The organism is Streptomyces sp. NPDC096152 (genome assembly GCF_044763235.1).
GTDB lineage: Bacteria > Actinomycetota > Actinomycetes > Streptomycetales > Streptomycetaceae > Streptomyces.
The window spans coordinates 244,196-267,403 of the sequence record NZ_JBIWFW010000001.1 but is presented as its reverse complement, the minus strand read 5'-3'; the positions used below and the strand labels follow the sequence as shown (position 1 = coordinate 267,403).

At 73.9% G+C, this 23,208-nt stretch carries 16 protein-coding genes; 8 read left to right on the top strand and 8 right to left on the bottom strand.

Annotated features, from left to right (window positions below):
- The first annotated feature begins 1 nt into the window (after position 1).
- The 3 genes from ACIQ9G_RS01170 to ACIQ9G_RS01160 all read left to right on the top strand — a co-directional run bounded on the left by ACIQ9G_RS01170 (position 2) and on the right by ACIQ9G_RS01160 (position 2,887).
- Complete coding sequence (locus ACIQ9G_RS01170; RefSeq protein WP_403604442.1) at positions 2-904, top strand: ribokinase; 903 nt, start codon at positions 2-4, stop codon at positions 902-904.
- On the top strand, positions 901-1,290 hold the full coding sequence (rbsD, locus tag ACIQ9G_RS01165; RefSeq protein ID WP_403604439.1) for a D-ribose pyranase: 390 nt from the start codon (positions 901-903) through the stop codon (positions 1,288-1,290). The genes ACIQ9G_RS01170 and rbsD overlap by 4 nt, the downstream gene beginning before the upstream one ends.
- 535 nt (positions 1,291-1,825) lie before the next feature.
- Positions 1,826-2,887, top strand: a complete 1,062-nt coding sequence (locus ACIQ9G_RS01160) for a LacI family DNA-binding transcriptional regulator (protein ID WP_403604436.1) — start codon at positions 1,826-1,828, stop codon at positions 2,885-2,887.
- Positions 2,888-2,953: 66 nt separating this feature from the next.
- Here ACIQ9G_RS01160 and ACIQ9G_RS01155 read toward each other — a convergent pair whose 3' ends face one another.
- Complete coding sequence (locus tag ACIQ9G_RS01155; RefSeq protein WP_403604433.1) at positions 2,954-3,760, bottom strand: CAP domain-containing protein; 807 nt, start codon at positions 3,758-3,760, stop codon at positions 2,954-2,956.
- 480 nt (positions 3,761-4,240) lie between these two features.
- Here ACIQ9G_RS01155 and ACIQ9G_RS01150 point away from each other — a divergent pair, with 480 nt between their 5' ends.
- Both ACIQ9G_RS01150 and ACIQ9G_RS01145 read left to right on the top strand, forming a co-directional pair.
- A complete protein-coding gene (locus ACIQ9G_RS01150) occupies positions 4,241-5,041 on the top strand; it encodes a sugar phosphate isomerase/epimerase family protein (RefSeq protein ID WP_403606703.1) in 801 nt (266 codons plus the stop codon).
- 264 nt (positions 5,042-5,305) lie between these two features.
- Entirely contained in the window at positions 5,306-7,882 is a 2,577-nt protein-coding gene (locus ACIQ9G_RS01145) for a SpoIIE family protein phosphatase (protein ID WP_403606700.1), read from the top strand.
- A gap of 452 nt (positions 7,883-8,334) precedes the next feature.
- Here ACIQ9G_RS01145 and ACIQ9G_RS01140 read toward each other — a convergent pair whose 3' ends face one another.
- Positions 8,335-9,285 carry an EamA family transporter gene (locus ACIQ9G_RS01140; protein ID WP_403604430.1) on the bottom strand — a complete coding sequence of 317 codons (951 nt, stop codon included), beginning with the start codon at positions 9,283-9,285 and terminating at the stop codon, positions 8,335-8,337.
- A 145-nt stretch (positions 9,286-9,430) separates the two neighbouring features.
- On the opposite strand from ACIQ9G_RS01140, the gene ACIQ9G_RS01135 reads away from it, so the two are divergent.
- The 3 genes from ACIQ9G_RS01135 (at position 9,431) to ACIQ9G_RS01125 (ending at position 13,312) form a co-directional block, all read left to right on the top strand.
- Positions 9,431-10,348, top strand: coding sequence for a LysR family transcriptional regulator (locus tag ACIQ9G_RS01135; RefSeq protein ID WP_403604427.1), 918 nt, complete (start codon positions 9,431-9,433; stop codon positions 10,346-10,348).
- Positions 10,349-10,669: 321 nt separating this feature from the next.
- Positions 10,670-12,526, top strand: coding sequence for a glycoside hydrolase family 3 protein (locus ACIQ9G_RS01130; protein WP_403604424.1), 1,857 nt, complete (start codon positions 10,670-10,672; stop codon positions 12,524-12,526).
- A gap of 141 nt (positions 12,527-12,667) precedes the next feature.
- Positions 12,668-13,312 carry a hypothetical protein gene (locus ACIQ9G_RS01125; protein WP_403606697.1) on the top strand — a complete coding sequence of 215 codons (645 nt, stop codon included), beginning with the start codon at positions 12,668-12,670 and terminating at the stop codon, positions 13,310-13,312.
- 25 nt (positions 13,313-13,337) lie between these two features.
- Here ACIQ9G_RS01125 and ACIQ9G_RS01120 read toward each other — a convergent pair whose 3' ends face one another.
- The 6 genes from ACIQ9G_RS01120 to ACIQ9G_RS01095 all read right to left on the bottom strand — a co-directional run bounded on the left by ACIQ9G_RS01120 (position 13,338) and on the right by ACIQ9G_RS01095 (position 23,173).
- The gene (locus tag ACIQ9G_RS01120; RefSeq protein ID WP_403604421.1) at positions 13,338-14,789 is read right to left on the bottom strand and encodes a S28 family serine protease; all 1,452 of its coding nucleotides are present in this window, start codon (positions 14,787-14,789) and stop codon (positions 13,338-13,340) included.
- A gap of 136 nt (positions 14,790-14,925) precedes the next feature.
- Positions 14,926-15,315, bottom strand: a complete 390-nt coding sequence (locus ACIQ9G_RS01115) for a hypothetical protein (protein ID WP_403604418.1) — start codon at positions 15,313-15,315, stop codon at positions 14,926-14,928.
- Positions 15,316-15,397: 82 nt separating this feature from the next.
- Positions 15,398-19,117 (bottom strand): ABC transporter ATP-binding protein, encoded by a 3,720-nt coding sequence (locus ACIQ9G_RS01110; RefSeq protein ID WP_403604415.1) that lies wholly within the window; start codon positions 19,115-19,117, stop codon positions 15,398-15,400.
- 88 nt (positions 19,118-19,205) lie between these two features.
- Positions 19,206-20,267, bottom strand: a complete 1,062-nt coding sequence (locus ACIQ9G_RS01105) for an esterase-like activity of phytase family protein (protein ID WP_403604412.1) — start codon at positions 20,265-20,267, stop codon at positions 19,206-19,208.
- Positions 20,268-20,384: 117 nt separating this feature from the next.
- A complete protein-coding gene (locus tag ACIQ9G_RS01100) occupies positions 20,385-21,311 on the bottom strand; it encodes a serine hydrolase (RefSeq protein WP_403604409.1) in 927 nt (308 codons plus the stop codon).
- 176 nt (positions 21,312-21,487) lie between these two features.
- Entirely contained in the window at positions 21,488-23,173 is a 1,686-nt protein-coding gene (locus ACIQ9G_RS01095) for a thiamine pyrophosphate-binding protein (protein ID WP_403604406.1), read from the bottom strand.
- Positions 23,174-23,208: the final 35 nt, after the last annotated feature.

Here is a 23,208-nt window from a genome sequence, read left to right as displayed (position 1 = left end):
CATGTACGACTACGACCTCCTGGTCGTGGGGTCGGCCAACGCCGACCTGGTGATCGGCGTCGAGCGGCGGCCCGCCGCCGGGGAGACCGTGCTGGGCTCCGACCTGGCCGTCCACCCGGGCGGCAAGGGCGCCAACCAGGCCGTCGCGGCCGCCCGGCTCGGAGCCCGTACGGCCCTGCTGGCCCGGGTCGGCGACGACGCGCACGGGCGGCTGCTGCTCGACGCGCAGCGGGCGGCCGGGGTCGACACGGCGGGCGTGCTCGCCGGCGGGGCGCCGACCGGGGTCGCCCTGATCACGGTGGATCCGTCCGGGGACAACAGCATCGTGGTCTCCCCCGGTGCCAACGGGCGGCTCACCCCCGAGGACGTCCGGTCGGCGGACCGCCTCCTGCGGTCCTCCCGGGTGGTCTCGGCGCAGTTGGAGATCCCGCTGGAGACGGTCGTGGAGGTGGTGCGGAACCTGGCGCCCGGCAGCCGGTTCGTGCTGAACCCGTCGCCGCCGCGCGCGCTGCCGCGGGAGCTCCTCGCCGCGTGCGACCCGCTGATCGTGAACGAGCACGAGGCCAAGGTGATCCTGGGCTCCTCCGGCGCCGGTGACGCGCCCGAGGACTGGGCGCGGGCGCTGCTCGCGCACGGCCCGCGCTCGGTGGTGGTCACGCTGGGCGCGCGGGGCGCGCTGGTGGCGTCCGCCACGGAGGTCACACGGGTGCCGTCGGTGCGGGTGGACGCCGTGGACACCACGGGCGCGGGCGACGCGTTCACCGCCGCGCTGGCCTGGAAGCTGGGCACGGGCGCGGCCCTGGCCGAGGCGGCCGCGTACGCGGCCCGGGTCGGGGCGGCGGCCGTCACCCGGCCCGGGGCGCAGGAGTCCTTCCCGACGGCGGCGGAGGTCGCGGCCGTATGAAGAAGGCCGGGATTCTGAACCGTCACCTGTGCGGCGCGCTGGCCGAGCTGGGCCACGGCGACGGGGTGCTGGTGTGCGACGCGGGGATGCCGGTGCCGGACGGCCCGCGGATCGTGGACCTGGCGTTCCGGGCCGGGGTGCCGTCCTTCGCCGAGGTGCTGGAGGGGCTGCTGGCCGAGCTGGTGGTGGAGGGGGCGACGGCGGCGGCGGAGGTGCGCGGGGCCAACCCGGCGGCATCCGCGCTGCTGGACGGGCACTTCCCCGATCTCGCACTCGTCCCCCACGAGCGGCTCAAGGAGCTGTCGGCGGGCGCGCGTCTGGTCGTACGGACCGGGGAGGCACGGCCGTACGCGAACGTGCTGCTGCGGTGCGGGGTGTTCTTCTAGGCGCGGTCAGGCGCACGAAGCCTGGAGGGGGCCCGGTCCGATGGACCGGGCCCCCTCGGCTTTCCCCTCCTGCATCAGAACCCCCGCGATCCCCCCAGATCCCCCTCCAGAAGTTCTGATGCCAGGTACGACACCGGCAGCGCGGAAAAGGTTGCACGGATTCCGGATTTTCTTATGAACCGTGCTCAGGGGCCGATCCGCTCCCCCGCCCGGCGCGCCGGCGCGAGTCCCCCTACGCGTTCCACTCGCGTGTTCGACGAACCGCGTCGCGGTCCAGGCCGGCACCTCCCGGACGTCCTGCGCCCACGTCGGCGCACCCGCGTATGAAGCCGGGCGTCGGGCGGTGGCCGGGACAAGACTGTGTCCACGCCGTGTTGTTCGAGGGGTCGAACGAGAGGGAGCCGGGGCCGTAAGGTCGGCAGCACGGCGTGGCCGACGGGGGTGCCGCGGGCCGTGGGGGTGTGGCCGGCGGCGGGCAGCCGGGGGCCGCGCCGGCGAGGACGTACGACCAGACGCGCGACCGGAGGACGACGACATGACGGTGACCCTGGCGGACGTGGCGGCCCGCGCCCAGGTCTCGCCCGCGACGGTGTCGCGCGTGCTGAACGGCAACTACCCGGTGGCCGCCACCACGCGCGAGCGGGTGCTGAAGGCGGTCGACGAGCTGGACTACGTCCTCAACGGCCCCGCGAGCGCGCTCGCCGCCGCCACCTCCGATCTCGTCGGCATCCTGGTGAACGACATCGCCGACCCGTTCTTCGGGATCATGGCGAGCGCGATCCAGTCGGAGATCGGCGGTCCGGGTGGCCGGGCGGGCGGGGAACGGCTGGCGGTGGTCTGCAACACGGGCGGCTCCCCGGAGCGCGAACTGACCTACCTCACGCTGCTGCAACGGCAGCGGGCCGCCGCGGTGGTGCTGACCGGCGGGGCCATCGAGGACGCCTCGCACGCGGCGGCCATGACGGCGAAGCTGCGCAGGCTGGCGGACGCCGGGACGACGGTGGTGCTGTGCGGCCGGCCGCCGGCCCCGGACACCGACGCGGTGGCGCTGGCCTTCGACAACCGCGGGGGCGCCCGGCAGCTCACGGACCATCTGATCGGCCTCGGCCACCGGCGGCTCGGCTACCTCGCCGGTCCCGAGGAGCGCACCACGACCCGCCACCGCCTGGAGGGGCACCGCGCGGCGCTGGCGGCGGCGGGGATCGAGGAGGACCCGCGCCGGACGGTGTACGGCCGCTACGACCGGCGGTCCGGCTACGAGGCGACGCTGGAACTGCTGCGCCGGGACGCGACGTTGACCGCCGTCGTCGCCGCGAACGACTCCGTCGCGCTCGGCGCGTGCGCCGCGCTGCGCGACTCCGGGCTGCGCATCCCGGAGGACGTCTCGGTGGCGGGCTTCGACGACCTCCCCTTCAGCGTCGACGCGGTGGCCTCGCTGACCACGGTCCGGCTCCCCCTCGCGGAGGCGGGCGCCCGGGCGGGCCGCATAGCGATGGGGCGCGAGGAGCCCCCACCCGGCGGGATCGCCACGTTGCGCGGGGAGTTGATGGTGCGGGGGTCCTCGGGGGTGCCTCGGGGTGGGGGCGTAGGGGCGTAGGGCCTTCGCGGCCCCGCTTCCCCGCGCCCCTCAGCGCTTCCTACCGGGTGGCCCCGAAGCCGCTTCCTACCGGGTGGCCCCGAAGTCCTGGGTCCAGTAGTCGCCGGGGCCGGCGTGGCCTACGCCGATCTCCTTGAAGGAGCAGTTCAGGATGTTGGCCCGGTGGCCGGGGCTGGACATCCAGCCGGACATGACCTGGTCGGCGGTGGAGTAGCCGTAGGCGACGTTCTCGCCGTAGGTGCTCCAGTCGTAGCCGGCCCGCGTGATCCGGTCGCCCGGGGAGGAGCCGTCGGAGCCGGTGTGCGACATGTTCTGGTGGGCGGCCATGTCCTCGCTGTGCGCCTGGGCGACCTTGGTCAGGGTCGCGTTCAGTGTCACGGGCGAGCAACCGGCCTTGGCGCGCTCGGCGTTGACGAGTTCCACGATCCGGGCGGTGACCCCGGACGCCGTGGCGGTGGGCTTCGGGGTGCTCGGCGCCGTGGGGGTCGCGGAGGCGGTGGCCTTCGCCACGGGGGTGGAGGCCGTGGCCTTCGGGGTGGGGTGGGACGCGGTGGCCCTGGGGGTGTGGTGCCTGGTCCGCTGCGACGGCTTGGCGGCCTTCGGCCAGTGCCGGTGCCCGGCCGTCTTCGAAGCGCTCGCGGAGGGGGTCGGAGTCCCCGACCGCTCACCGCCCCCGTCGGTGCTCCAGGCGCGGTACAGGTCGCTGTCGTTCCACCAGTCCCGGGAGGTGTCCCTCGCGGCGGCGGACGTGTCACCACCGTCGTCCTGCCAGTCGACGCAGGCCATGGCCACGGACGGCACGCCCACGGCGCCCACGGCGACGGCGGCGACGACTATGCGCCGGTAGCGGCTGTCCTTGCGATGCTTGCCCATGCGTGACCTCACTCGGTGATCGCCGAGGCTTGAACTCCGCTTCCGGTCTGCGGCGACGCCTTGCGGGTCGTCATTCTTGGGACGGCCCCGGACCCGGCGCAAAGGGCGCTTCTACTACCTGTCCTCGTAGGCGCGCGGTGGATCTTGCCGAGGGTTGACGGCGGGTGGGCGCGCCCTCCGCGGACCCCGCCAGAAGGCGACGCCCCGTCAGCACGGTGCCGGGCGGGAGAAGTCGGCGGGCGCGGCGGAGAGAGGGGATGCCGTAGCGCCCGGCGCCGCGACAGGTCACACCAAGACGGACATAGTCGACTATGTCACCTGGGCCGCCGTCTACTATCCCGCACCCCTAATCGCCGATTCCCCTGTGACCGACGTCACGGAACCGCAGCCTCCGCCCCCACCGCCGGCCGGCCTCGACCCGCGCGAAACGCCCCGGTGACGACAGGCGCCGCCGGGGTGCGGCGAGTAGGGTCCGTGAGCATGAAGCTGGCGTTCTCCACCCTCGGTGTCCCTGGCCTTCCGATACCGGACGTGGTCCGGCTCGCGGCCGCCCACGGCTATCACGGAGTCGAACTGCGCGCCCATCCCGAGGAGCCCGTGCACCCCGGCATCGACCAGGCCGAGCGGGACCGGGTCGTCACGGAGTTCAAGGCCCAGGGGGTCGAGATCCTGGGGCTCGGGGGGTACGCGCGCGTGGCCGCGCCGGGTGACGACGGCCCCGTGCTCGCCGAGATCCGCGGCCTCCTCGACCTGGCCCACGACCTGGGCGCCCCCTTCGTCCGCGTCTTCCCCGGCGCCCCGCCCGAGCAGAGCCCGGAGGAGGCCGACGCCACCGCGGCCCGTCGCCTGGGCACGGCCGCCCAGTACGCCGCCGACCTCGGGGTGCGGATCCTGCTGGAGACCCACGACTCGCACCGCACCGGGACCGACGCCCTCCGCGTCCTCGGCGCGGTCGGCCACCGCAACGTGGGCGCGCTGTGGGACGTGATGCAGACCTTGCTGGGCGGCGAGCAGCCGCAGGAGACCTTCGCGGCCCTCTCCCCCTACCTCGGCTACGTCCAGGTCAAGGACATCGCCTCGGCCGACGACACCAGCCCGCTGCCGCTCGGTGCCGGCGTCCTGCCGCTCACCGAGTGCGTGGAGGTCCTCTCCCGCAACGGCTGGGACGGCTGGCTGTGCTGGGAGTACGAGAAGCGGTGGCACGAGGCCGCCGCGCCGCTGCCGGACCTGCTCGGCCCCGGCCGGGAGCACCTGGTCCGGCTGCTCAGCGACTCGGCGTGAGCCGCCGGGCGCTCCACGGGGCCCGTGCGGCGTTCCACCTGAGCCCCGTGAGGCGTTCCACCTGAGAGCCCCGTGAGGCGCTTCACCGCAGCCCGTGAGGCGCTCCACCGGGGCTCGTGAGGGGTTCCACGGATCTCGTGAGGCGCTCCACCGGACCTCGAGCGCGCGAGTGGGCGCATGTCTCCCGGTCGTGTCCCAGCCGCACTATTTAAGCTGTTGATACGGATCTAAGACATTTCGTCCCCGAAGGACAGAGGGCCCGTGATGCGCGCACAGCGGCGGCGGCCCGGGGGGCCCGCCGCCCCGGGAGCGGAGGGTCTGCCGTTCCACGGCCCCAGCCTGGCCGCCGCCCGCGCGGTGGCGCAGGTCGCCGCCCTGGTGGCCGCCGCCCTCGGCGCGGTGGGCCTGTCCGGCTGGATCCTCGGCATCGAGGTCCTGAAGAGCGTGCTCCCGGGCGTGACCGCGTCCATGAAGGCGGACACCGCGGTGGCCGTGCTGGCGCTGGGTCTCTCCCTGTTCGTGGTGGCCCGCGCCCCCACCTCCCGGCAGGCGCTCGCGGCGGCCCGCGCGGCCGCCGCCCTGGCCGTTGTGATCGGCGCCCTGACACTCCTCGAGTACGCCACCGGGAAGAGCCTGGGCATCGACGAGCTGCTGTTCAAGGACAACACGGCCCAGGTGGAGACGTTGGCACCCGGGCGCATGGCGCCGACCGCTGCCGGGGCGCTGGTGCTCGGCGGCGTGGCGGCGCTGTGCGGGAGCACGGCCAGGCTGCCCGCCTGGACGGCCCAGATCCCGGGGCTGACCGTCTTCGCCCTGGGCCTGCTCCGGTTCTACGGGTTCCTCTACGACGTGCCGCAGCTGGACCGGCTCGGCGCCTTCCGGGGCATGGCCCTGCACACCGCGCTGGCCATGGTGCTGCTGGGCGTCGCGGCCTTCCTGGCCCGGCCGGACGAGGGCCCGGCCGGGCTGGTGACGAACGTCGGGACCACGGGCGCGCTGGGCCGCAGGCTGCTCGCCGCCATCCTGGTCGCTCCGCCCCTGCTGGGCTGGCTCGTGCTGGCCGGCCAGAACGCGGGGCTGTACGAGGAGCACCTGGCCACCGCGCTGCTGGTGTGCGGCCAGGTGGCCGTGTTCACCGCGGTGAGTTTCGCCGCGCTGGCGGTGGGCCGCCGGGTCGAGGTGGCGCACGCCCGCGCCGAGTGGCAGGTGCGGCAGAACGAACTGCTCCAGGCGTTCATGGACCACACGCCCGCGGTGGTGTTCATCAAGGACCTCGACGGGCGCTTCCTCGCCGTCAACACCCGGTGGGAGGAGAGCACCGGCGTCTCCCGCCGGCAGGCGCTGGGCCGCCGGGACGAGGACGTGCTGCCGCCGGAGGTCGCCCGGCACGCGCGCGCCGCCGACCTGGAGATGCTCGCCCGGGGCACGCCCGTGCAGCGTGAGGACCTCCTCGGGGTGGCGGAGGCGCCGCGGCACTACCTGACCACCCTCTTCGCGCTCACCGATCCGTCCGGCCGCCCCTACGCCGTGTGCGGGGTCTCCACCGACATCAACGAACGGGTCGCGGCGCAGCACGAGATCGCGCGGTCCACCCGGCGCTTCCTCGCCCTTCTGGAGTCCGCTCCCGACGCCACCCTCATCACCGACGGCGACGGCATCGTCGTCATGGCCAACGCCCAGGTGGAGCCGCTGTTCGGCCGCACGCCGCGCGATCTCGTCGGGGGCAGCGTGCACGAGCTGGTGCCCGGCTCGCGGCGCCGGCACCACACCGCGCTCCTCGACGCGTACCTGCGGCTGCGCGATCCGGAGCCGACGGTCGTGGACCGGGGTCTTTACGGGCTGCGCGGGGACGGCAGCGAGTTCCCGGCCGAGGTGAGCGTCAGCACCCTGCAGGCCGAGCAGGACACCCTGGTCTTCCTGACCGTCCGGGACATCACCGAACGCAGACAGGCCGAGGCCGAACGCGCCGAACGCTACGAGCAGCAGCGGCGCATCGCCTACACGTTGCAGCACAGCCTCATGGGCGTGCCGCCCCGTCTGCCGCACCTGCCCAGCGCCCACCGGTACCTCGCCTCCCTCCAGGATCCCGGGGTCGGCGGCGACTGGTTCGACCTCGTCCCCCTGGACGAGCACCGCACGGGCGTCGTCATCGGCGACGTGATGGGCCGGGGCCTGGAGGCGGCGGCCGTCATGGGGCAGTTGCGGGCCGCCTCCCACGCCCTGGCCCGTACGGGCATGGCGCCCGGCCGGCTCATGGCAGGGCTGGACGCGTTCGTCGCCGACCTGGCGGAGCAGCTCGTCACCTGCTGCTACCTGGTGATCGACCAGGAGACGGACGAGATCACCCTGTGCTCGGCCGGGCATCTGCCGGTCATCGCGCTGCCGCCCGGCGGCCCCGCCCGGCGGCTTCCCGTGCCGGTCGACGTGCCCCTCGGCGTCAACGATCCGGGCGGCGGCACGCCGTACCGGGCGGTGACCCTGCCGCTGGCGCCGGGCAGCACGCTCGCCCTCTACACCGACGGGCTGGTCGAACGGCCCGGCACCGACATCGACGCCCAGATCGACCTCCTCGCCCACGCCCTCGGCAGCGCGCTGGAGGGCGCCCCCGCCGGTTCCGACGCCCTCGACCGGGCCGCGGACCGGCTGGTCGAGGCGCTCATCCCGGACACGGAGGCCCACGACGACGACGTGACCCTGCTCCTGGTCGCGCTGCCCGGCCCGGCGACGGCACCCCGGACCGGGCAGCGCGCCCGGTCGGTGGCGGCCCGTCCGGAGGCACCCGCGCCCCACGAGCCGGGACCGGAACCGCCCCCACGGCCCGTAAGCCGCCCGCTCGGCTGAGCACGGTGCCCCGCACCGCCCCTCAGACGGCCCCGCACCGTCCTCGGAGCCACTCAGCACCGCCCCACCGGCGCCCCCACACCACACCGCCCTCCGAGCGGCCCGGTCCCTGCCCTCCGGCGCCCCGCACCGCCCTCCGGCGCCCCGCACCGCCCTCCGAGCCACCCCGCACCGCCCCACCGGCGCCCCCGCACCACCCTCCGAGCGGTCCGATCCCTGCCCTCCGGCGCCCGCGCCGGCGCGGGCGAGTCCTACGGCACCGTCCTCCCCGCACGCACGGGGCCCCGCCTTCCGACACCCGCGCCCCGGCGCCACGAGCCCAGCCGCACCTTCCACCCGACGCCCCAGCCCCTCCCGACGACATCCGCGCCCCGGCGCCACGAGCCCCGCCGCACCGTCCTCCGGCGCGCCCAGGTCCTGCCCTCCCACGCCCGCGCCCGGCGCCACGAGCCCTACCGTCCCGCCGCCTCCGCCGGCCGCACCGTGTCCCCCACCACCCCGACCGGATCCCCCGCCCCCGTCTCCGCCGCACCGTCCGCAGCCCGCGCCCTCGCCGGTGCCAGGGACGTCAGCGCCACCCCGCCGACCAGCAGGGCCGCCGCGCACCAGCGCAGCGGGCTCACCGGCTCGCCGAGGAACAGTGCCGCGGACGACATGCCGAAGACCGGCACGAGGAGGGAGAAGGGCGCGACCGTGGAGGCGGGGTGGCGGCGCAGCAGCCAGCCCCAGGCGCCGAAGCCGAACACCGTGGTGACCCAGGCGACGTAGAGGACGACGCCCGCGCCCTGCCAGTCCAGGGCGCGCAGCGCGGCGAGGTCGCGGGACGGACCCTCCGTCAGGAGCGACAGGCCGAGCAGCGGGAGCACCGGCACCGTGCTCACCCAGACCATGAAGTTCAGCGGGTCCGGCGGGGACGCCCTGCGGGTGAGGACGTTGGACAGGCCCCAGCAGGCGGCCGCCGCGACCACGAGGGCGAACGCGCCGAGCGGCCCGGCCGTGCCCTCGTCGACGGCCGCCAGCGCCACGCCGCCGAGGGCCACCGCCATGCCCAGGGCCCGCGGCCGGGTGGGCCGTTCGCCGAGGACGGCGCAGGCGATGAGCGCGGTGAACACCGCCTGGATCTGCAGGACCAGGGAGGACAGCCCGGCGGGCATACCCGCGCTCATCCCGACGAAGAGCAGCCCGAACTTGGCGACGCCGAGCACCAGTCCTACCGCCACGATCCACTTCCAGGCGACCTTCGGCCGGCCCACGAGGAGGACGGCGGGCACCGCGGCCGCCAGGAAGCGGAGCGCCGAGAACAGCAGGGGCGGGAAGTGGCCGAGGCCGACCTCGACGACCGTGAAGTTCACGCCCCAGACGGCGGCGACCAGGACGGCGAGGAGGAGGTGTGCGGGTCTCATGCGGTCTAGCCTCGCCCGCCGGACCGTGCAGCACCAGCGCGGATTCCTACCGGGACGGATGAAGCACTGCTTACGGATACCGTGGCGGCGACGGGCCGACCCGGTGAGCCTAGGCTGACGGTCCAGTCCCCCGGGAGGCCCCGCCATGCTCGATCTCCAGCGTCTGCGCGCCCTGCACGCCGTCTCCGCGCACGGCACCGTGGGGGCGGCCGCCGCCGCGCTCGGCTACACCTCGTCCGCCGTGTCCCAGCAGATCGCCAAGCTGGAGCGGGAGACCAGGACGGTGCTGCTCGAACGCGCGGGGCGCGGGGTCCGGCTCACCGACGAGGCGCACCAACTGGTCGCCACGGCGCGGGAGCTGATGGCGATCGTGGAGCGGGCCGAGACCGAGCTCGAGGAGCGGCGCGGGCTGCCCTCGGGGCGGCTGACCGTGGCCGCGTTCGCCTCGGCGGCGCGCGGGCTCATGCCGCCGGTGCTGGCGGACCTGGCCCGGCGGCACCCCGCCCTCGACGCCCGGCTCAGCGAGATCGACCCGCATCTGTCCGTGGACCTGGTGGCCAAGGGCGCGGTGGACCTCGCCGTCGCGCACGACTGGGACATCGCGCCGCTGCCCGCCCCGCCCGGGGTGGAGCACGCGCTCGTCGGGGACGACCTGTGCGACCTGCTCGTGCCGGCCGGGCACCCGTTCGCCGGGCGGACGGCGGTGCACCGCGCGGAGCTTGGCGGTGAGCGGTGGATCTGCCAGCCGCCGGGCCGGGTCTGCCACGACTGGCTGCTGCGCACGCTGCGGGCCGCCGGCCACGAACCGGACGTGGTGCACCAGGCCGACGAGAACCCCACGCTCGTCGCCCTGGTGGCCGCCGGGCTCGGGGTCGCGCTGATCCCGCGCCTGGGCCGCGGCCCGCTCCCGGACGGGGTGGTCGAGGTCCCGCTGGACCCGTTGCCCGTACGGCGGTTGTACGCGCTGTGGCGTCAGGGCGCCGCGCGCCGTCCGTCGATCGCGGAGACGGTGCGCACCCTGCGGGAACACTGGCCGGCGGTGTCGGCTCACACACCCCGCTGAGCACGCCCTCACCAACTTCCGGCGATCCGCGCCCGGCCGGGAACCCGGCCCCCTCCCCGCTCGTCCCATGCACAGGCTGCCGGATGAGTCTCCGCCGTGCGGTGTCGGCCCTCGCTGCTGGCTGCGATCGCCGACCACCCTCTCCGCCGTACCGCGGCCGGCAGCACGCCGCCGTCGGCGCGCCCCCTTCACAGCGCCGATGGCGGCCCCCCGCCGAGTCCTGTGCGTTCCCTTGACTGGCAGAAACTTCCCGGATATTGGTGACTCCTCGGAAGTTTCCTTCAGCGACACTCCAGCGGATCACCTCCGGAAGGAGCGCACGTGCACGACACCAGCACGGGAAGCAAGGGAAGCACGGAAGGCGCGGGGAACAGACGGGCCGCGGGGCCCTCCAGGCGTTCCGTCCTCGCCGCGACGGCGGGGCTCACCGCCGCCCTGGCGGTCGGCGGCTCCGCGCACGCCGCCCCCGCCGACGACGACCGGCTCCGCGCCCTCATCTCCCGCATGACGCTGGAGGAGAAGGTCGGCCAGCTCTTCGTGATGCGGGTCTACGGCCACTCGGCCACCGCCCCCGACCAGGCCGACATCGACGCCAACCTCAAGGAGATCGGCGTCCGCACGGCCGCCGAGCTCATCGCCAGGTACCGGGTCGGCGGCATCATCTACTTCACCTGGGCGCACAACACGCGTGACCCGCACCAGATCGCGGACCTCTCCAACGGCATCCAGCGGGCCTCGCTGGAGCAGCCGCGCGGTCTGCCCGTGCTCGTCACCACCGACCAGGAGCACGGCATCGTCTGCCGGATCGGCAAGCCGGCCACCCTCTTCCCCGGCGCGATGGCGATCGGCGCCGGCGGCTCCCGCACCGACGCCCGCGCCCTGGGCCGCATCTCGGGCGCCGAGCTGCGCGCGATGGGCATCAACCAGGACTACTCCCCCGACGCCGACGTCAACGTCAACCCGGCCAACCCGGTCATCGGCGTGCGGTCCTTCGGCGCCGACCCCGACGCGGTGGCCGCCCTGGTGGCGGCCGAGGTGGAGGGCTACCAGGGCTCGCGGGTCGCGGCGACCGCCAAGCACTTCCCCGGGCACGGCGACACCGCCACCGACAGCCACTACGGCTTCCCGGTCATCACGCACAGCCGCGACCTGTGGGAGAAGCTGGACGCGGTGCCCTTCCGGGCCGCGATCGAGGCGGGCATCGACTCGATCATGACCGCGCACATCCAGTTCCCGGCGCTCGACGACTCCGGCGACCCGGCCACCCTCTCGCACCCGATCCTGACCGGCATCCTGCGGGGCGAGCTCGGCTACGACGGGGTCGTGGTCACCGACTCCCTCGGCATGCAGGGCGTCCGCACCAAGTACGGCGACGACCGGGTGCCGGTGCTCGCGCTGAAGGCGGGCGTGGACCAGTTGCTCAACCCGCCGTCCCTGGACGTCGCCTGGAACGCGGTGCTCCAGGCCGTGCGCGAGGGGGAGCTGACCGAGTCCCGGCTCGACGAATCGATCCTGCGCATCCTGCGGCTGAAGACGAGGCTCGGGCTGTTCGAGCAGCCCTACACCAGCCGGGGCCAGGTCGCCATGACAGTCGGCACCTGGGCGCACCGGAACACGGCCGCCCGCATCGCCGACCGCACGACCACGCTGCTGGTCAACCGGGACCGGCTGCTGCCGCTGTCCCGCGGCGAGCACCGCAGGCTGCTCGTCGTCGGCGCCGATCCCGCCTCCCCGTCGGGCACCACGGGCCCGCCCACCGGCGTGCTCGCCGCCGCCCTCACCGAACTGGGCTTCACGGCCACCGTCCTGTCGACCGGCATCACCCCGTCCGCGGCCACCATCGACAAGGCGGTCGCGGCGGCCCGGGACGCGGACGCGGTGGTGGTCGGCACGTACAACGTCGGCGCGGGCAGCTCGCAGCAGACCCTGGTGGAACGGCTCGTGGCCACCGGCCGCCCGGTGGTGGCCATCGCCATCAGGAATCCCTACGACGTCGCCCAACTGCCCTCCGTCCCGGCCTTCCTGGCGGCGTACTCCTGGACGGACGTGGAACTGCGCGCGGCCGCACGCGTCGTGGCCGGCCGGGTGGAGCCGAACGGGAAGCTGCCGGTGCCCGTGCAGCGGGCGGACGACCCGGCGACGGTGCTGTATCCCCTCGGGTACGGCCTGACGTACTGACCGGGCTCGCGCGTCGGACGTACCAGACGTACGACGCGCACCCGGCGCACCGCCTCCAACTGGACCGAACCACCCCACATGTCTGGCGTGGCGCCGCCGCGGCGGGCCACGCTGGACCCCGGGTGGACCGGGGGGATGGCGATGCGCGAGATGTGGTCCGTGGGGCAGGCGTGTGCCCGGGCGGCTCTGCCCGCCGTGTTCCTGGCCACCGTGCTGACGGGCTGCCAGAAGGTGGGGGCCGGCGCGTCCGCGCAGGACGGCCCGCCCGGCGGCACGCCGACGGCCTCGCGGCCCTCCGGCTACGGGGCGGTGTTCCTCGCGGTGGACGAGTGCAGCTCCTTCGGTACGACCAGCTTCACCGAGGTGCCGTGCTCCGGGGAACGGGCGGCGGCCCGGGTGATCGCCCGGCACGACGGCGCGGTGCGCGACGGCCCGCCCTGCCCGCCCACCAGCGACTTCGTGCTGCACATCAGCGCCCAGCGGCGGTCCTCCGGCGAGGACGGCGACGGCACGATCCCGCAGGGCTACGCCTGTATGCGCAACCTGGAGCCGCCGCACCCCGGCGACCCCGGCGGCGGGGGCGGCCCGCGCACCGTCGTCGGCGACTGCGTCTACGGCGCCGGCCGGGGCGAGGTCCGGGAGACCGCGTGCGACGGCTCGGGGAAGCGGAAGCCCGAGTACCGGGTGACGCGGGCGGTGCGCGACCGCTCGGAGTGCCCGGCCTCGACGGCCCTGTACGTGCAGTTGGGCGGGGAGCGGCCGGTGGGCTGCGCCCGGAGACTGTGACGCCTCCGGGCGCGGCCCCGGAGCGTCACGGCCTGAGGGCCGGCTCACGCTCCACGTCCCGCACGTCCAGCTTCGCGTCGTAGCGGGCCAGCGGCCTGGCCACCGACGGGTTCTCCCGCACCGCGGCGGGGGCGACACCGGCCCACTCGAGGATCCTGGCCGTGGCGAGCGCCTTCTCGTCCGGGACCAGGCCCGCGACGTTCGCGCCGTGGTTCAGCCCCGGCGCGGTGAAGACGTAGGAGTCCCGCGCCCCGTGGCCGAGCCGGAACCGCTCCGCGCCCCAGGGGTCGTTCTGGCCGTAGACGAAGAGCATGTGCTCGGCGTGGTGACGCACCCAGCCGTCCACGTCCCGCATCACCCACGGCTGGAAGCGCATCGGGATCGAGCGCGGCACGAAGTTGCGCGGCGGCTGGTAGCCGTAGCGGATCAACTGCTTCTCGATGTACGGGAAGTGGATGGTCGGCGCGCCGAGCTGGGTGCCCGCCTGGTAGTAGTACGGCGTGTACGTCTGCAGGCCCTGGTCGGTGTAGGCGGAGAAGCCGGAGATGGTGTCGACGGAGTCCCAGATCTCCTGGTCGGTGGCGTTCCCGGCGTCCGCCGGGATCGTGTCGCAGTCCTTCAGCAGGCTGTACTGCCAAAAGCCCCACACGTAGTCGAGGACGACCGCCTCGTAGGCCCGGTCCAGGCTGCCGATGGTGGTGAAGGTCCAGCCGTTGTCGGCCGCGGCCTGCGCGTACTTCTTCTCCAGCGGCTCGCGGCGCACCAGCGCCTCGCGCTGCACCGCGTCGAGCCGGTCCCGGCACTCCTTGGTGCCGACGGTGGTGAAGAAGCGGTCGTAGGCGGAGTCCTCGTCGTTGACGACGTCGTTGGGCGCGACGTACGCGACGACACCGTCCATGTCCCGCGGGTAGAAGCGCTCGTAGTAGGTCGCCGTCATGCCGCCCTTGGAGCCGCCGGTGGCGATCCACTTCTTGCCGTAGATCGGCTTCAGGGCCTGGAAGATGCGGTGCTGGTCGCTGGCCGCCTGCCAGATGTCGAGCTTGGACCAGTCGGTGGGGTCGGGCCGGGACGGGGTGAAGAAGCGGTACTCCATGGAGACCTGGTTGCCGTCGACGATCTGCGTCGGCTCGCGGCGGCTCGGGTTCGTGGAGACGTTGTAGCCGCCGGTGTAGAACACCGTCGGGCGGTCGACGTCCTTGTGCAGCACGGTGATCCGCTGCTGGAACGTGCCCTCGGACGGGTGGCGGTGGTCGACGGGCTGCGTGTAGGTGAGGACGAAGTACCGGTAGCCGGTGTAGGGCTTCTCCTCGACCAGGCGCATGCCCGGAATCGCGAGGAGCCGGTCCTTGATGTCCGCGTCGGTCGTGCTCGCGGTGGTGGCGGTGGCTTCCGGCTGGGCCGCGGTGGCCGCCCCCGCCGAACTCAGCGTGCCGACGGACACCGTGAGCGCGAGCAGCCATCTGAGCGCCTTGCGCATGCACACTCCCCTGTGAGACAGATGTGCGCCGGAAGCTATCGGAGCAACTCGGTCACGCACCAGGGGAGTTGGCCGACGCGCCGGGGAAGGTGGGGAAATCCCTCGGTGCGCCCGGCGGTCCAGGCGGCCGGGACGGTCAGCACAGGATCCAGCCCGATTTCACCGACGTGCCTCCCACCGATCCGCCCACCCGCACACAGCGGTGGCCGGCGTGCACGGTCACCGGACCCGCGAGCCTGCCGAACCAGCCCTGGTCGGTGACCGGGCGGTTGCCGCGGGCCTGCACGGTCACCGACATCGGCCGCTTGGCGCCGGGCACGCGGGCCCGGGTGACGGCGCAGACGTAGCCGTCGCGCTTGTAGACGTGCACCGAACCGGCCGCGAACCACAGGGTCCTGACCTGGCGGCCGGAGCAGGTGGAGGGGGCCGCCTGCGCGGTGCCGGGCACGGCGCAGGCCAGCACCAGCGACGCCGTCAGCACGCCCAGGCCGAGCGTCAGTCGCCGGCGTATCGCACCACTGTCCACGGTCGTCCCTCCCGTTACGGCAAACACAGCAACGTACTGGTGTACGGACGCCGTACACCAGTCCGATGGTTGCGTCGGGAGATCAGCGGGAGGCGCCGACCGGCTCCTCGGGCTCGCTCGCGCCGATGAAGGTGCGCCACAGCCGCGCGTACCGCCCGTCCAGCGCGAGCAGTTCCTCGTGGGTGCCGTCCTCGACGACCCGGCCGTGGTCCATCACCACCACCCGGTCGGCCCGGGCCGCGGTGGTCAGCCGGTGCGCGACCACGAGCGTCGTCCGCCGGCCCGCGAGCCGGTCGGTGGCCTGGTTGACCTGTGCCTCGGTCGCCAGGTCCAGCGCGGCCGTCGCCTCGTCCAGGAGCAGCACGTCAGGATCGACCAGCTCGGCGCGGGCCAGCGCGATCAGCTGGCGCTGACCGGCCGACAGGTTGCGGCCGCGCTCGGCGACCGCGTGCAGATAGCCGCCCTCCAGCGTGGCGATCATCTCGTGCGCGCCGACCGCCCGGGCCGCCGCCTCCACCTCGGCGTCGGTGGCCTCGGGCCGGCCGTAGGCGATGGCGTCGCGGACGGTGCCCGGGAAGAGGTACGCCTCCTGCGGCACCACCCCGAGCCGGTGGCGGTACGAGGTGAGGTCCAGGTCCCTGAGGTCCGTGCCGTCCGCGGTCACCCGGCCGCCGGTCGGGTCGTAGAACCGGGCCACCAGCTTGACCAGCGTCGACTTGCCCGCGCCGGTCTCGCCGACGAAGGCGACGGTCTGCCCGGCGGGGATGGTCAGGTCGATGCCGGTGAGGGCGTCCTCGTCGGTGCCGTAGGCGAAGCGCACGTCCTCGAAGGCGATCTCGCCGCGCAGCGAGTGGACCGGCCGCGGCTTCTCGGCGGACCCGGTGGACGCCGGCTCCCGGAGCAGCTCCTGGATGCGGCCGAGGGAGACGGTCGCCTGCTGGTAACCGTCGAAGACCTGGGACAGCTGCTGGACCGGCGCGAAGAACAGGTCGATGTAGAGCAGGTACGCCACCAGCGCGCCGGTGGTGAGCGTGGCCGCCTCCACCCGGCCGGCGCCCGCGATCAGCACCGAGGCCGCCGCGACCGAGGACAGGAACTGCACGAAGGGGAAGTAGACCGAGATCAGCCGCTGGCCGCGCACGCGTGCCTGGCGGTAGCCGTCGCTGCGTTCGGCGAACCGGCGCCCGCCGTCGCGCTCGCGCCCGAAGGCCTGCACGATCCGCAGCCCGGCCACCGACTCCTGCAGGTCGGCGTTGACCACCGACACCCGCTCACGGGCCAGCTGGTACGCCTTCACGCTCGCCCGGCGGAAGAAGAAGGTGGCGACGATCAGCGGCGGCAGCGTCACGAAGACGACCAGCGCCAGCTGAAGGTCGATCACCAGCAGGGCGACCATGATGCCGAAGAAGGTGACCAGCGAGACGAACGCGGTGACCAGGCCGGTCTGCAGAAACGTGGACAGCGCGTCGACGTCGGTCGTCATCCGCGTCATGATCCGGCCGGTCAGCTCGCGCTCGTAGTAGTCGAGGCCGAGCCGCTGGAGCTGGGCGAAGATCTTCAGGCGCAGCGCGTACAGGACGCGCTCGCCGGTGCGGCCGGTCATCCGGGTCTCGCCGATCTGCGCCGCCCACTGCACGAGCACGGCGAGCAGGGCGAGCAGGGACGCCGACCAGACGGCCCCGAGGGCGAGCCGGGAGACGCCCTGGTCGATGCCGTGCCGGATCATGATCGGCAGCAGCAGGCCCATGCCCGCGTCCACGGCGACCAGGCACAGGCTGACCAGCAGCGGCAGTCCGAAGCCGTGCAGGAGGCGGCGCAGGCCGTAGGACTCCTCGGGGCGCACGGCGCGGGCCTCGTCGACGGCCGGGGTGTCGGTCGCGGGCGGCAGGGCCTCGACCTGGGCGAGGATTTCGGGGGTGGCCGGCATCCCGTCCATGGCCGCGTCCCGGGGCTCGCGCTCCCCCGCCCAGAGCGCCGGCGTGATGCCGCGCTCGGCGTCGAACTCGGCGTCCAGTTCCTCGCGGACGGAGGTGTCCTCCTGCGGCACGGCGGGCAGGGCGTGGCCCGGGGAGACCCCGCCGAGCTCGTCGGGGTCGGTGAGCAGGCGGCGGTAGAGGGCGGACCGCTGCTGGAGCTCGTCGTGGGTGCCGAGGTCGGCCAGCCGGCCGCCGTCCAGGACGGCGATGCGGTCGGCGAGGCCGAGGGTGGAGCGCCGGTGGGCGATGAGCAGGGTCGTGCGGCCCTCCATGACCTGCTTGAGCGCCTCGTGGATCTCGTGCTCGACGCCGGCGTCCACGGCGGAGGTCGCGTCGTCGAGGACGAGCAGCCGGGGGTCGGTGAGCAGGGCGCGGGCGAGCGCGATGCGCTGGCGCTGGCCGCCGGAGAGGGTGAGGCCGTGTTCGCCGACCTTGGTGTCGTAGCCGTCGGGCAGCTCGGTGATGAAACGGTCCGCCTGGGCGGCGCGGGCGGCGGCCTCGATCTCCTCACCGGTCGCGTCGGGGCGGCCGTAGGCGATGTTGTTGCGGACGGTGTCGGAGAAGAGGAAGGAATCCTCGGGCACCAGGCCGATCGCGGCCCGCAGCGACTGGAGGGTCAGTTCGCGCACGTCGTGCCCGCCGACCAGGACGGCTCCGTGGGTGACGTCGTAGAAGCGCGGCAGCAGCAGGGAGACCGTGGACTTGCCGGAGCCGGAGGAGCCGACGACGGCCAGGGTCTCGCCGGGGCGGATCTCGAAGGAGAGGCCCTGGAGGACCGGGCGGCCGTCCGCGTAGCCGAAGGAGACGTCGTCGAACTCGACGGTCGCGGGCGCGTCGGCGGGCAGCTCCTTGGTGCCGTCGGCCGTCGTCGGCTCGGTGTCGATCAGCTCCAGCACGCGCTCGGAGCTCGCCCGCGCCTGCTGCCCGACCGTGAGGACCACGGCCAGCATCCGGACCGGGCCGACGAGCTGGGCGAGGTAGGTGGAGAAGGCGACGAAGGTGCCGAGCGTGATGTGCCCGCGCACCGCCAGCCAGCCGCCGAGCGCCAGCATCGCGACCTGGCCGAGGGCGGGCACGGCCTGGAGGGCCGGGGTGAACCTCGCGCTCAGCCGGATCGTGCGCAGCCGCCCGGCGAACAGCCGCCGGCCGACCTCGCGCAGCTTCCCGGTCTCCTGCTCCTCCTGCCCGAAGCCCTTCACCACGCGTACGCCGCTGACGGCGCCGTCGACCACGCCCGCCACGGCGGCGGCCTGTGCCTGGGCGTACCAGGTGGCCGGGTGCAGCCGGGTGCGGCTGCGCCGGGCGATCCAGCCGAGCGCGGGCGCCACCGCCAGCGCGACCAGGGTCAGCGGCAGCGACAGCCAGGCCATGATCACCAGGGAGATCAGGAAGAGGAGCACGTTGCCGATGGTCATCGGCAGCATGAAGAGCAGGCCCTGGATCAGCTGGAGGTCGCTGGTGGCGCGGCCGACGACCTGCCCGGTGGACAGCTCGTCCTGGCGGCGGCCGTCGAGGCGGGTGATCGTGCCGTACATCTCGGTGCGCAGGTCGTGCTGGACGTCGAGCGCGAGCCGGCCGCCGTAGAAACGGCGGATGTAGGTGAGGACGTACACGACGAGCGCGGCGCCGATCAGGGCGCCCGCCCAGGGGGCCATGGCGCGGCTGTGGCCGCCGATCACGTCGTCGATGATCACCTTGGTGATCAGCGGGACCAGCGCCATGACGGCCATGCCGCCGAGCGAGGCGCCGAGGGAGAGGACGACGTCCTTCGGATACCGCCAGGCGTATCCGGCCAGTCTTCGCGCCCATCCCGGCTGCGCTGCCACGTCGGTGCCTCCCTGTAAACATGATCTGCCGGAAGGCACCAACGCGCGACCGAGCGGATTTCATCCCTCCGCGGCGACAGGGGTTCGGTCAGACGCGCACGCGCAGGTAGTAGAGGCGGGTCGTCTGGGCCGGGTTCTGGTTGTCGTCGCTGACCAGGAGCACCCTCAGACGGCCGCCGGTGTCCCGGCCCGTGATCGTCATGCCCTCGATGTTGTCCAGGAGCGGGTTGGGCTGGGGCTGCTTGGCGGTGGCGCCCAGGGACGGGCAGGAGACGAGGTCGGTGAGCAGCGTCTTCTTGATCAGCCGCACCCCCGCCTGGCCGGTGAGGTGGTCCACGCCACGGGTGTCGGTGGCTTGCCGCGGGTCGGCGAGGTAGAGGCGGACCGTGTTGCCCACGCCGGCCGTGAAGCCGCGCTCCAGGACGAGCAGCCGGCCGTCGCCGGTCGCCTGGATCTCGGGGACGCCCAGACCGGGGTCGGTGCGGTAGGCGTACTGGGCGGCGAGGCGGAAGTGACCGGTCCGCGCCCGCTCCCAGCTCTGGAAGCGGACGATGCCCGGCGTGTCGCCGGAGATCGCGTACTCCATCGAGGCGAGCAGCCGGTGGCCGCCGGGCAGCAGGGTCAGGCCCTCGAAGGTCTGGTTCGCGGTGGCGCGGCCGGCCGGGGCGACGCGGAGGGCGTCCGGCACGGGCAGGCGGTCGAGGATACGGCCGTCACGGGAGTAGCGGCGTACGGACGGCTCCGTCTCGGAGGTGATCAGGCGGGTGCCGTCGCCGGCGATGGCCAGGCCCTCGGAGTCCAGTTCCGCGCCGTTCTCGTCGGCGAGCCGGACGACGCCCGTGGGCCGCGGCGTCTTCGGGTCGAGGCGGAAGAGGGCGGAGCGGTCGGAGAGCGCCGCGAGGGAGCCGTCGCGGTCCACCGCGAGCGCGGAGAGGTTGCCGACGAAGGTGCCCTGGTACGTCGTCTTGTCCAGAGCGTCGGAGAAGCGGTCGATGGAGACGGCGGGCGAGCAGGCGTGGCCGCCGGTCGTGGTGGTGGTCGGCCCGGCGGCGATCGGCCAGGCGCTGTCGGCGGCGGCCGGACCGGCGGTGAGGCAGGTGGCCGCCGCCAGGCCGGCGGCGAAGGTGGCGAGTGTGGTTCTCAGGCGCATGACCGTCACCGTAGGACGTGCCGGTGACCGGCGGGAGACCGCCCCGTGAAGCGACGCCCGTCGGACGGCACCGCCTCATGGAGCGTCAGCCCTCGCCCCGCGTCGCCTCATGGAGCGTCAGCCGTTCGACGGGACCGCCACGAACGCCTCCCGGGGCGTGCTCGTCGGCGTGTACCGCAGGGTGCTCGTCGTCGTGGGGACGATGTCCTTGTGGATGGCCTTGGCGATGTTCTGGATGGTGGTGACGCCGTAGCTCATGGTGCTGTTGTCCTGGGTGAGCACCGTGATCATGTAGTCGTGGCCGGCGCCGTTGAAGGTGCCGACGCTGTGCACCCGCCAGCCGTGCGTGGCCCGTTGCAGCCAGCCGTTCTTGACGTGCACGGCGACGGTGGACGGCGCCCCGGCGGGTGTGCCCCAGCGCTGGGAGGAGATGACCTGGCCCATCAACTTCAGGATGTAGGCGCGGGAGTTGTCGCTCAGCACCGTGTTCTTCGCGGTGATCAGGCCGAGCAGCCGCTGCTCGTCGCGCACGGTGATCTGGGTCAGGCCCCAGTAGCCGTTGGCGCCCGGCTTGGTCTGCGTCATGCCGGCGGCGGTGAGGAAGCCATTGATCTTCGTCATGCCGAGCTGCTTCCACAGCGTGGTGGTCGCGCTGTTGTCCGACTGGGTGATCATGGCCCTGGAGAGGTCGGCCTCGCGCTGCGTGAGGTAGCGGTTGTGCTTCCTGGCGTCCCACAGCAGGGTGGCGAGGACGGTGACCTTGACGACGCTGGCGGAGTCGTAGGCGGTCGACTCGCGCAGCGTGCAGGTCGTGTTGGTGCTGCGGTCGCGCAGACCGACGGCGATCGTCCCCTTGCGGGTCGCCATGGCCGCGGTGATGTCCTTCTCCAGCTTGGCGGCGAGGCCCGCCTTGCCGGAGGTGCAGCTGACCGTCGGGGTGGTGGCCGCGGCGGGCGTCGCGGCGGCCACGCAGGGGACGAGCATCCCGGCGCCGACGCCGACGGCCGCGAGCGCTCTGGCGCGTCGGGATATCGAGTAAGTCATGCTGAGTTGACGCGCGAGTTCGCGGGAAAGGTTGTACGCGCCGGGAAGGGTTTGACGAGTCGTTACCCGCCGGGGGCCGGGTCGCGGGCCGGGCCGAAGCAGCGGCGCTCGCCGTGGCGCACCGGGCGGGCCCGTACGGCGGCGAGGCTGGTGCGGGTCACCGCGACCAGGCCCCCTCAGCTCGAGTGCGTCGGCGCGAACATGCGCAGCACCGCCGGGAGCACGACGACCGAGGGGCCCGGTTCCGACAGGGACTTGGCGAGGTCGGTCTCCAGGGTTCGCGGGGTCGTACGGACCCCGGGGACGCCGAAGGACTCGGCCAGGGCCACGAAGTCGGGGCGGGTGAGCTCCGTCGCCGTGGGCCGGCCGAAGGCGTCGGTCATGTACTCGCGGAGGATGCCGTAGCCGCCGTCGTCGACGATCAGCCAGGTGACGTCCAGGTCGTACTGGCGGGCCGTGGCCAGTTCGGCGATCGAGTACAGGGCGCCGCCGTCGCCGGAGACCGCCAGCACCGGGCGGGTGGGGTCCGCGGCGGCGGCGCCCAGGGCCGCCGGGAAGCCGTAGCCGAGGCCGCCGGCGCCCTGGGCCGAGTGCATGGTGTTGGCGGCGCGCGGGTCGAAGGCGGACCATGCCCAGTAGGCCAGGATCGTCATGTCCCAGAAGGACGGTGCGTGCGCGGGCAGGGCGCGCCGGACCGCGGCCAGCACGTCCTGCTCCAGGGTGAGTTCCTGCGCCGCGATGCGGTCGCGCACCTTGACCAGCAGCTCCCGTACGCGCTGCTCGGCGCCCTCGTCCACGCGGTCCTCGACCGTCTCCAGCAGCGCCTGCAGGGCAAGGCGGGCGTCGGCGTGGATGCCCAGTGCCGGATGGTTGGACTCCAGCTTGCCGGCGTCCGCCTCGATCTGGATCACCCGGCCGCGCGGCCGGAACGTGTGGTAGTTCGAGGACAGTTCGCCGAGGCCGGAGCCGACGACCAGCAGGACGTCCGCGTCCTCCAGGAAGTCCGTGGTGTGCCGGTCCTCCAGCCACGACTGGAGGGACAGCGGGTGCTCCCAGGGGAACGCGCCCTTGCCGCCGAAGGTGGTCACCACCGGCGCGTTCAGCCTCTCGGCCAGCGCCAGCAGTTTGCCCGAGGCGTCCGCCCGGACCACCCCGCCGCCCGCGATGATCGCCGGACGGACCGACTTCGACAGCGACTCGGCCGCCAGCGCCGTCAGTTCGGGGCGCGGGGGCAGTTCCTCCGGAGTCGCGTCCATCGCCGTCACCACCGGCAGCCGTGCCTCGGCCAGCAGCACGTCCTGCGGGATCTCCACCCACACCGGGCCGTGCGGCACGGTGAGCGCCGACTTCCAGGCGGCGGCGATCGCCGAGGGGATCTGGGACTGGGTGCGGACCGTGTGGACCGACTTCACCACGCCGCGGAACGAGGCCGCCTGGTCCGGCAGTTCGTGCAGATAGCCGTGCCGGCCGCCGCCGAGCCCGGCCGTCGGGACCTGGCTGCTGATCGCCAGGACCGGCGCGGAGGCGGCCGCCGCCTCCTGGAGCGCGGCCAGGGAGGTGAGGGCTCCCGGGCCGGTCGACAGCAGCAGGGGCGCCGCCTCGCCCGTGATCCGGCCGTACGCGTCCGCCGCGAAGCCCGCGTTGTTCTCCACCCGCAGGCCCACGTACCGCAGCTCCGAGCGGCGCAGCGCGTCGAACATGCCGAGGGCGTGCTGGCCGGGCAGGCCGAAGACGGTGGTCGCGCCGAGCCCGGCCAGGGTCTCCACGACCAGGTCTCCGCCGATGCGGCCGGGGGGAGGCCGGAGAGCGGCCTCCTTCTGGGCGGGCGTCGGGCGAAGTACCAGGTCGTGGTCGTGGGTCACTGGTGCTCGGTCTCCTCGGAGGTCGTACGCGGGAG

Excerpts from the sequence above, each read along its gene's own strand:
- ACIQ9G_RS01170 (WP_403604442.1), top strand. The coding sequence starts at position 2 with ATGTACGACTACGACCTCCTGGTCGTGGGGTCGGCCAACGCCGACCTG.
- rbsD (WP_403604439.1), top strand. The coding sequence starts at position 901 with ATGAAGAAGGCCGGGATTCTGAACCGTCACCTGTGCGGCGCGCTGGCC.
- ACIQ9G_RS01160 (WP_403604436.1), top strand. The coding sequence starts at position 1,826 with ATGACGGTGACCCTGGCGGACGTGGCGGCCCGCGCCCAGGTCTCGCCC.
- ACIQ9G_RS01155 (WP_403604433.1), bottom strand. The coding sequence starts at position 3,760 with ATGGGCAAGCATCGCAAGGACAGCCGCTACCGGCGCATAGTCGTCGCC.
- ACIQ9G_RS01150 (WP_403606703.1), top strand. The coding sequence starts at position 4,241 with ATGAAGCTGGCGTTCTCCACCCTCGGTGTCCCTGGCCTTCCGATACCG.
- ACIQ9G_RS01145 (WP_403606700.1), top strand. The coding sequence starts at position 5,306 with ATGCGCGCACAGCGGCGGCGGCCCGGGGGGCCCGCCGCCCCGGGAGCG.
- ACIQ9G_RS01140 (WP_403604430.1), bottom strand. The coding sequence starts at position 9,285 with ATGAGACCCGCACACCTCCTCCTCGCCGTCCTGGTCGCCGCCGTCTGG.
- ACIQ9G_RS01135 (WP_403604427.1), top strand. The coding sequence starts at position 9,431 with ATGCTCGATCTCCAGCGTCTGCGCGCCCTGCACGCCGTCTCCGCGCAC.
- ACIQ9G_RS01125 (WP_403606697.1), top strand. The coding sequence starts at position 12,668 with ATGCGCGAGATGTGGTCCGTGGGGCAGGCGTGTGCCCGGGCGGCTCTG.
- ACIQ9G_RS01120 (WP_403604421.1), bottom strand. The coding sequence starts at position 14,789 with ATGCGCAAGGCGCTCAGATGGCTGCTCGCGCTCACGGTGTCCGTCGGC.
- ACIQ9G_RS01105 (WP_403604412.1), bottom strand. The coding sequence starts at position 20,267 with ATGCGCCTGAGAACCACACTCGCCACCTTCGCCGCCGGCCTGGCGGCG.
- ACIQ9G_RS01100 (WP_403604409.1), bottom strand. The coding sequence starts at position 21,311 with ATGACTTACTCGATATCCCGACGCGCCAGAGCGCTCGCGGCCGTCGGC.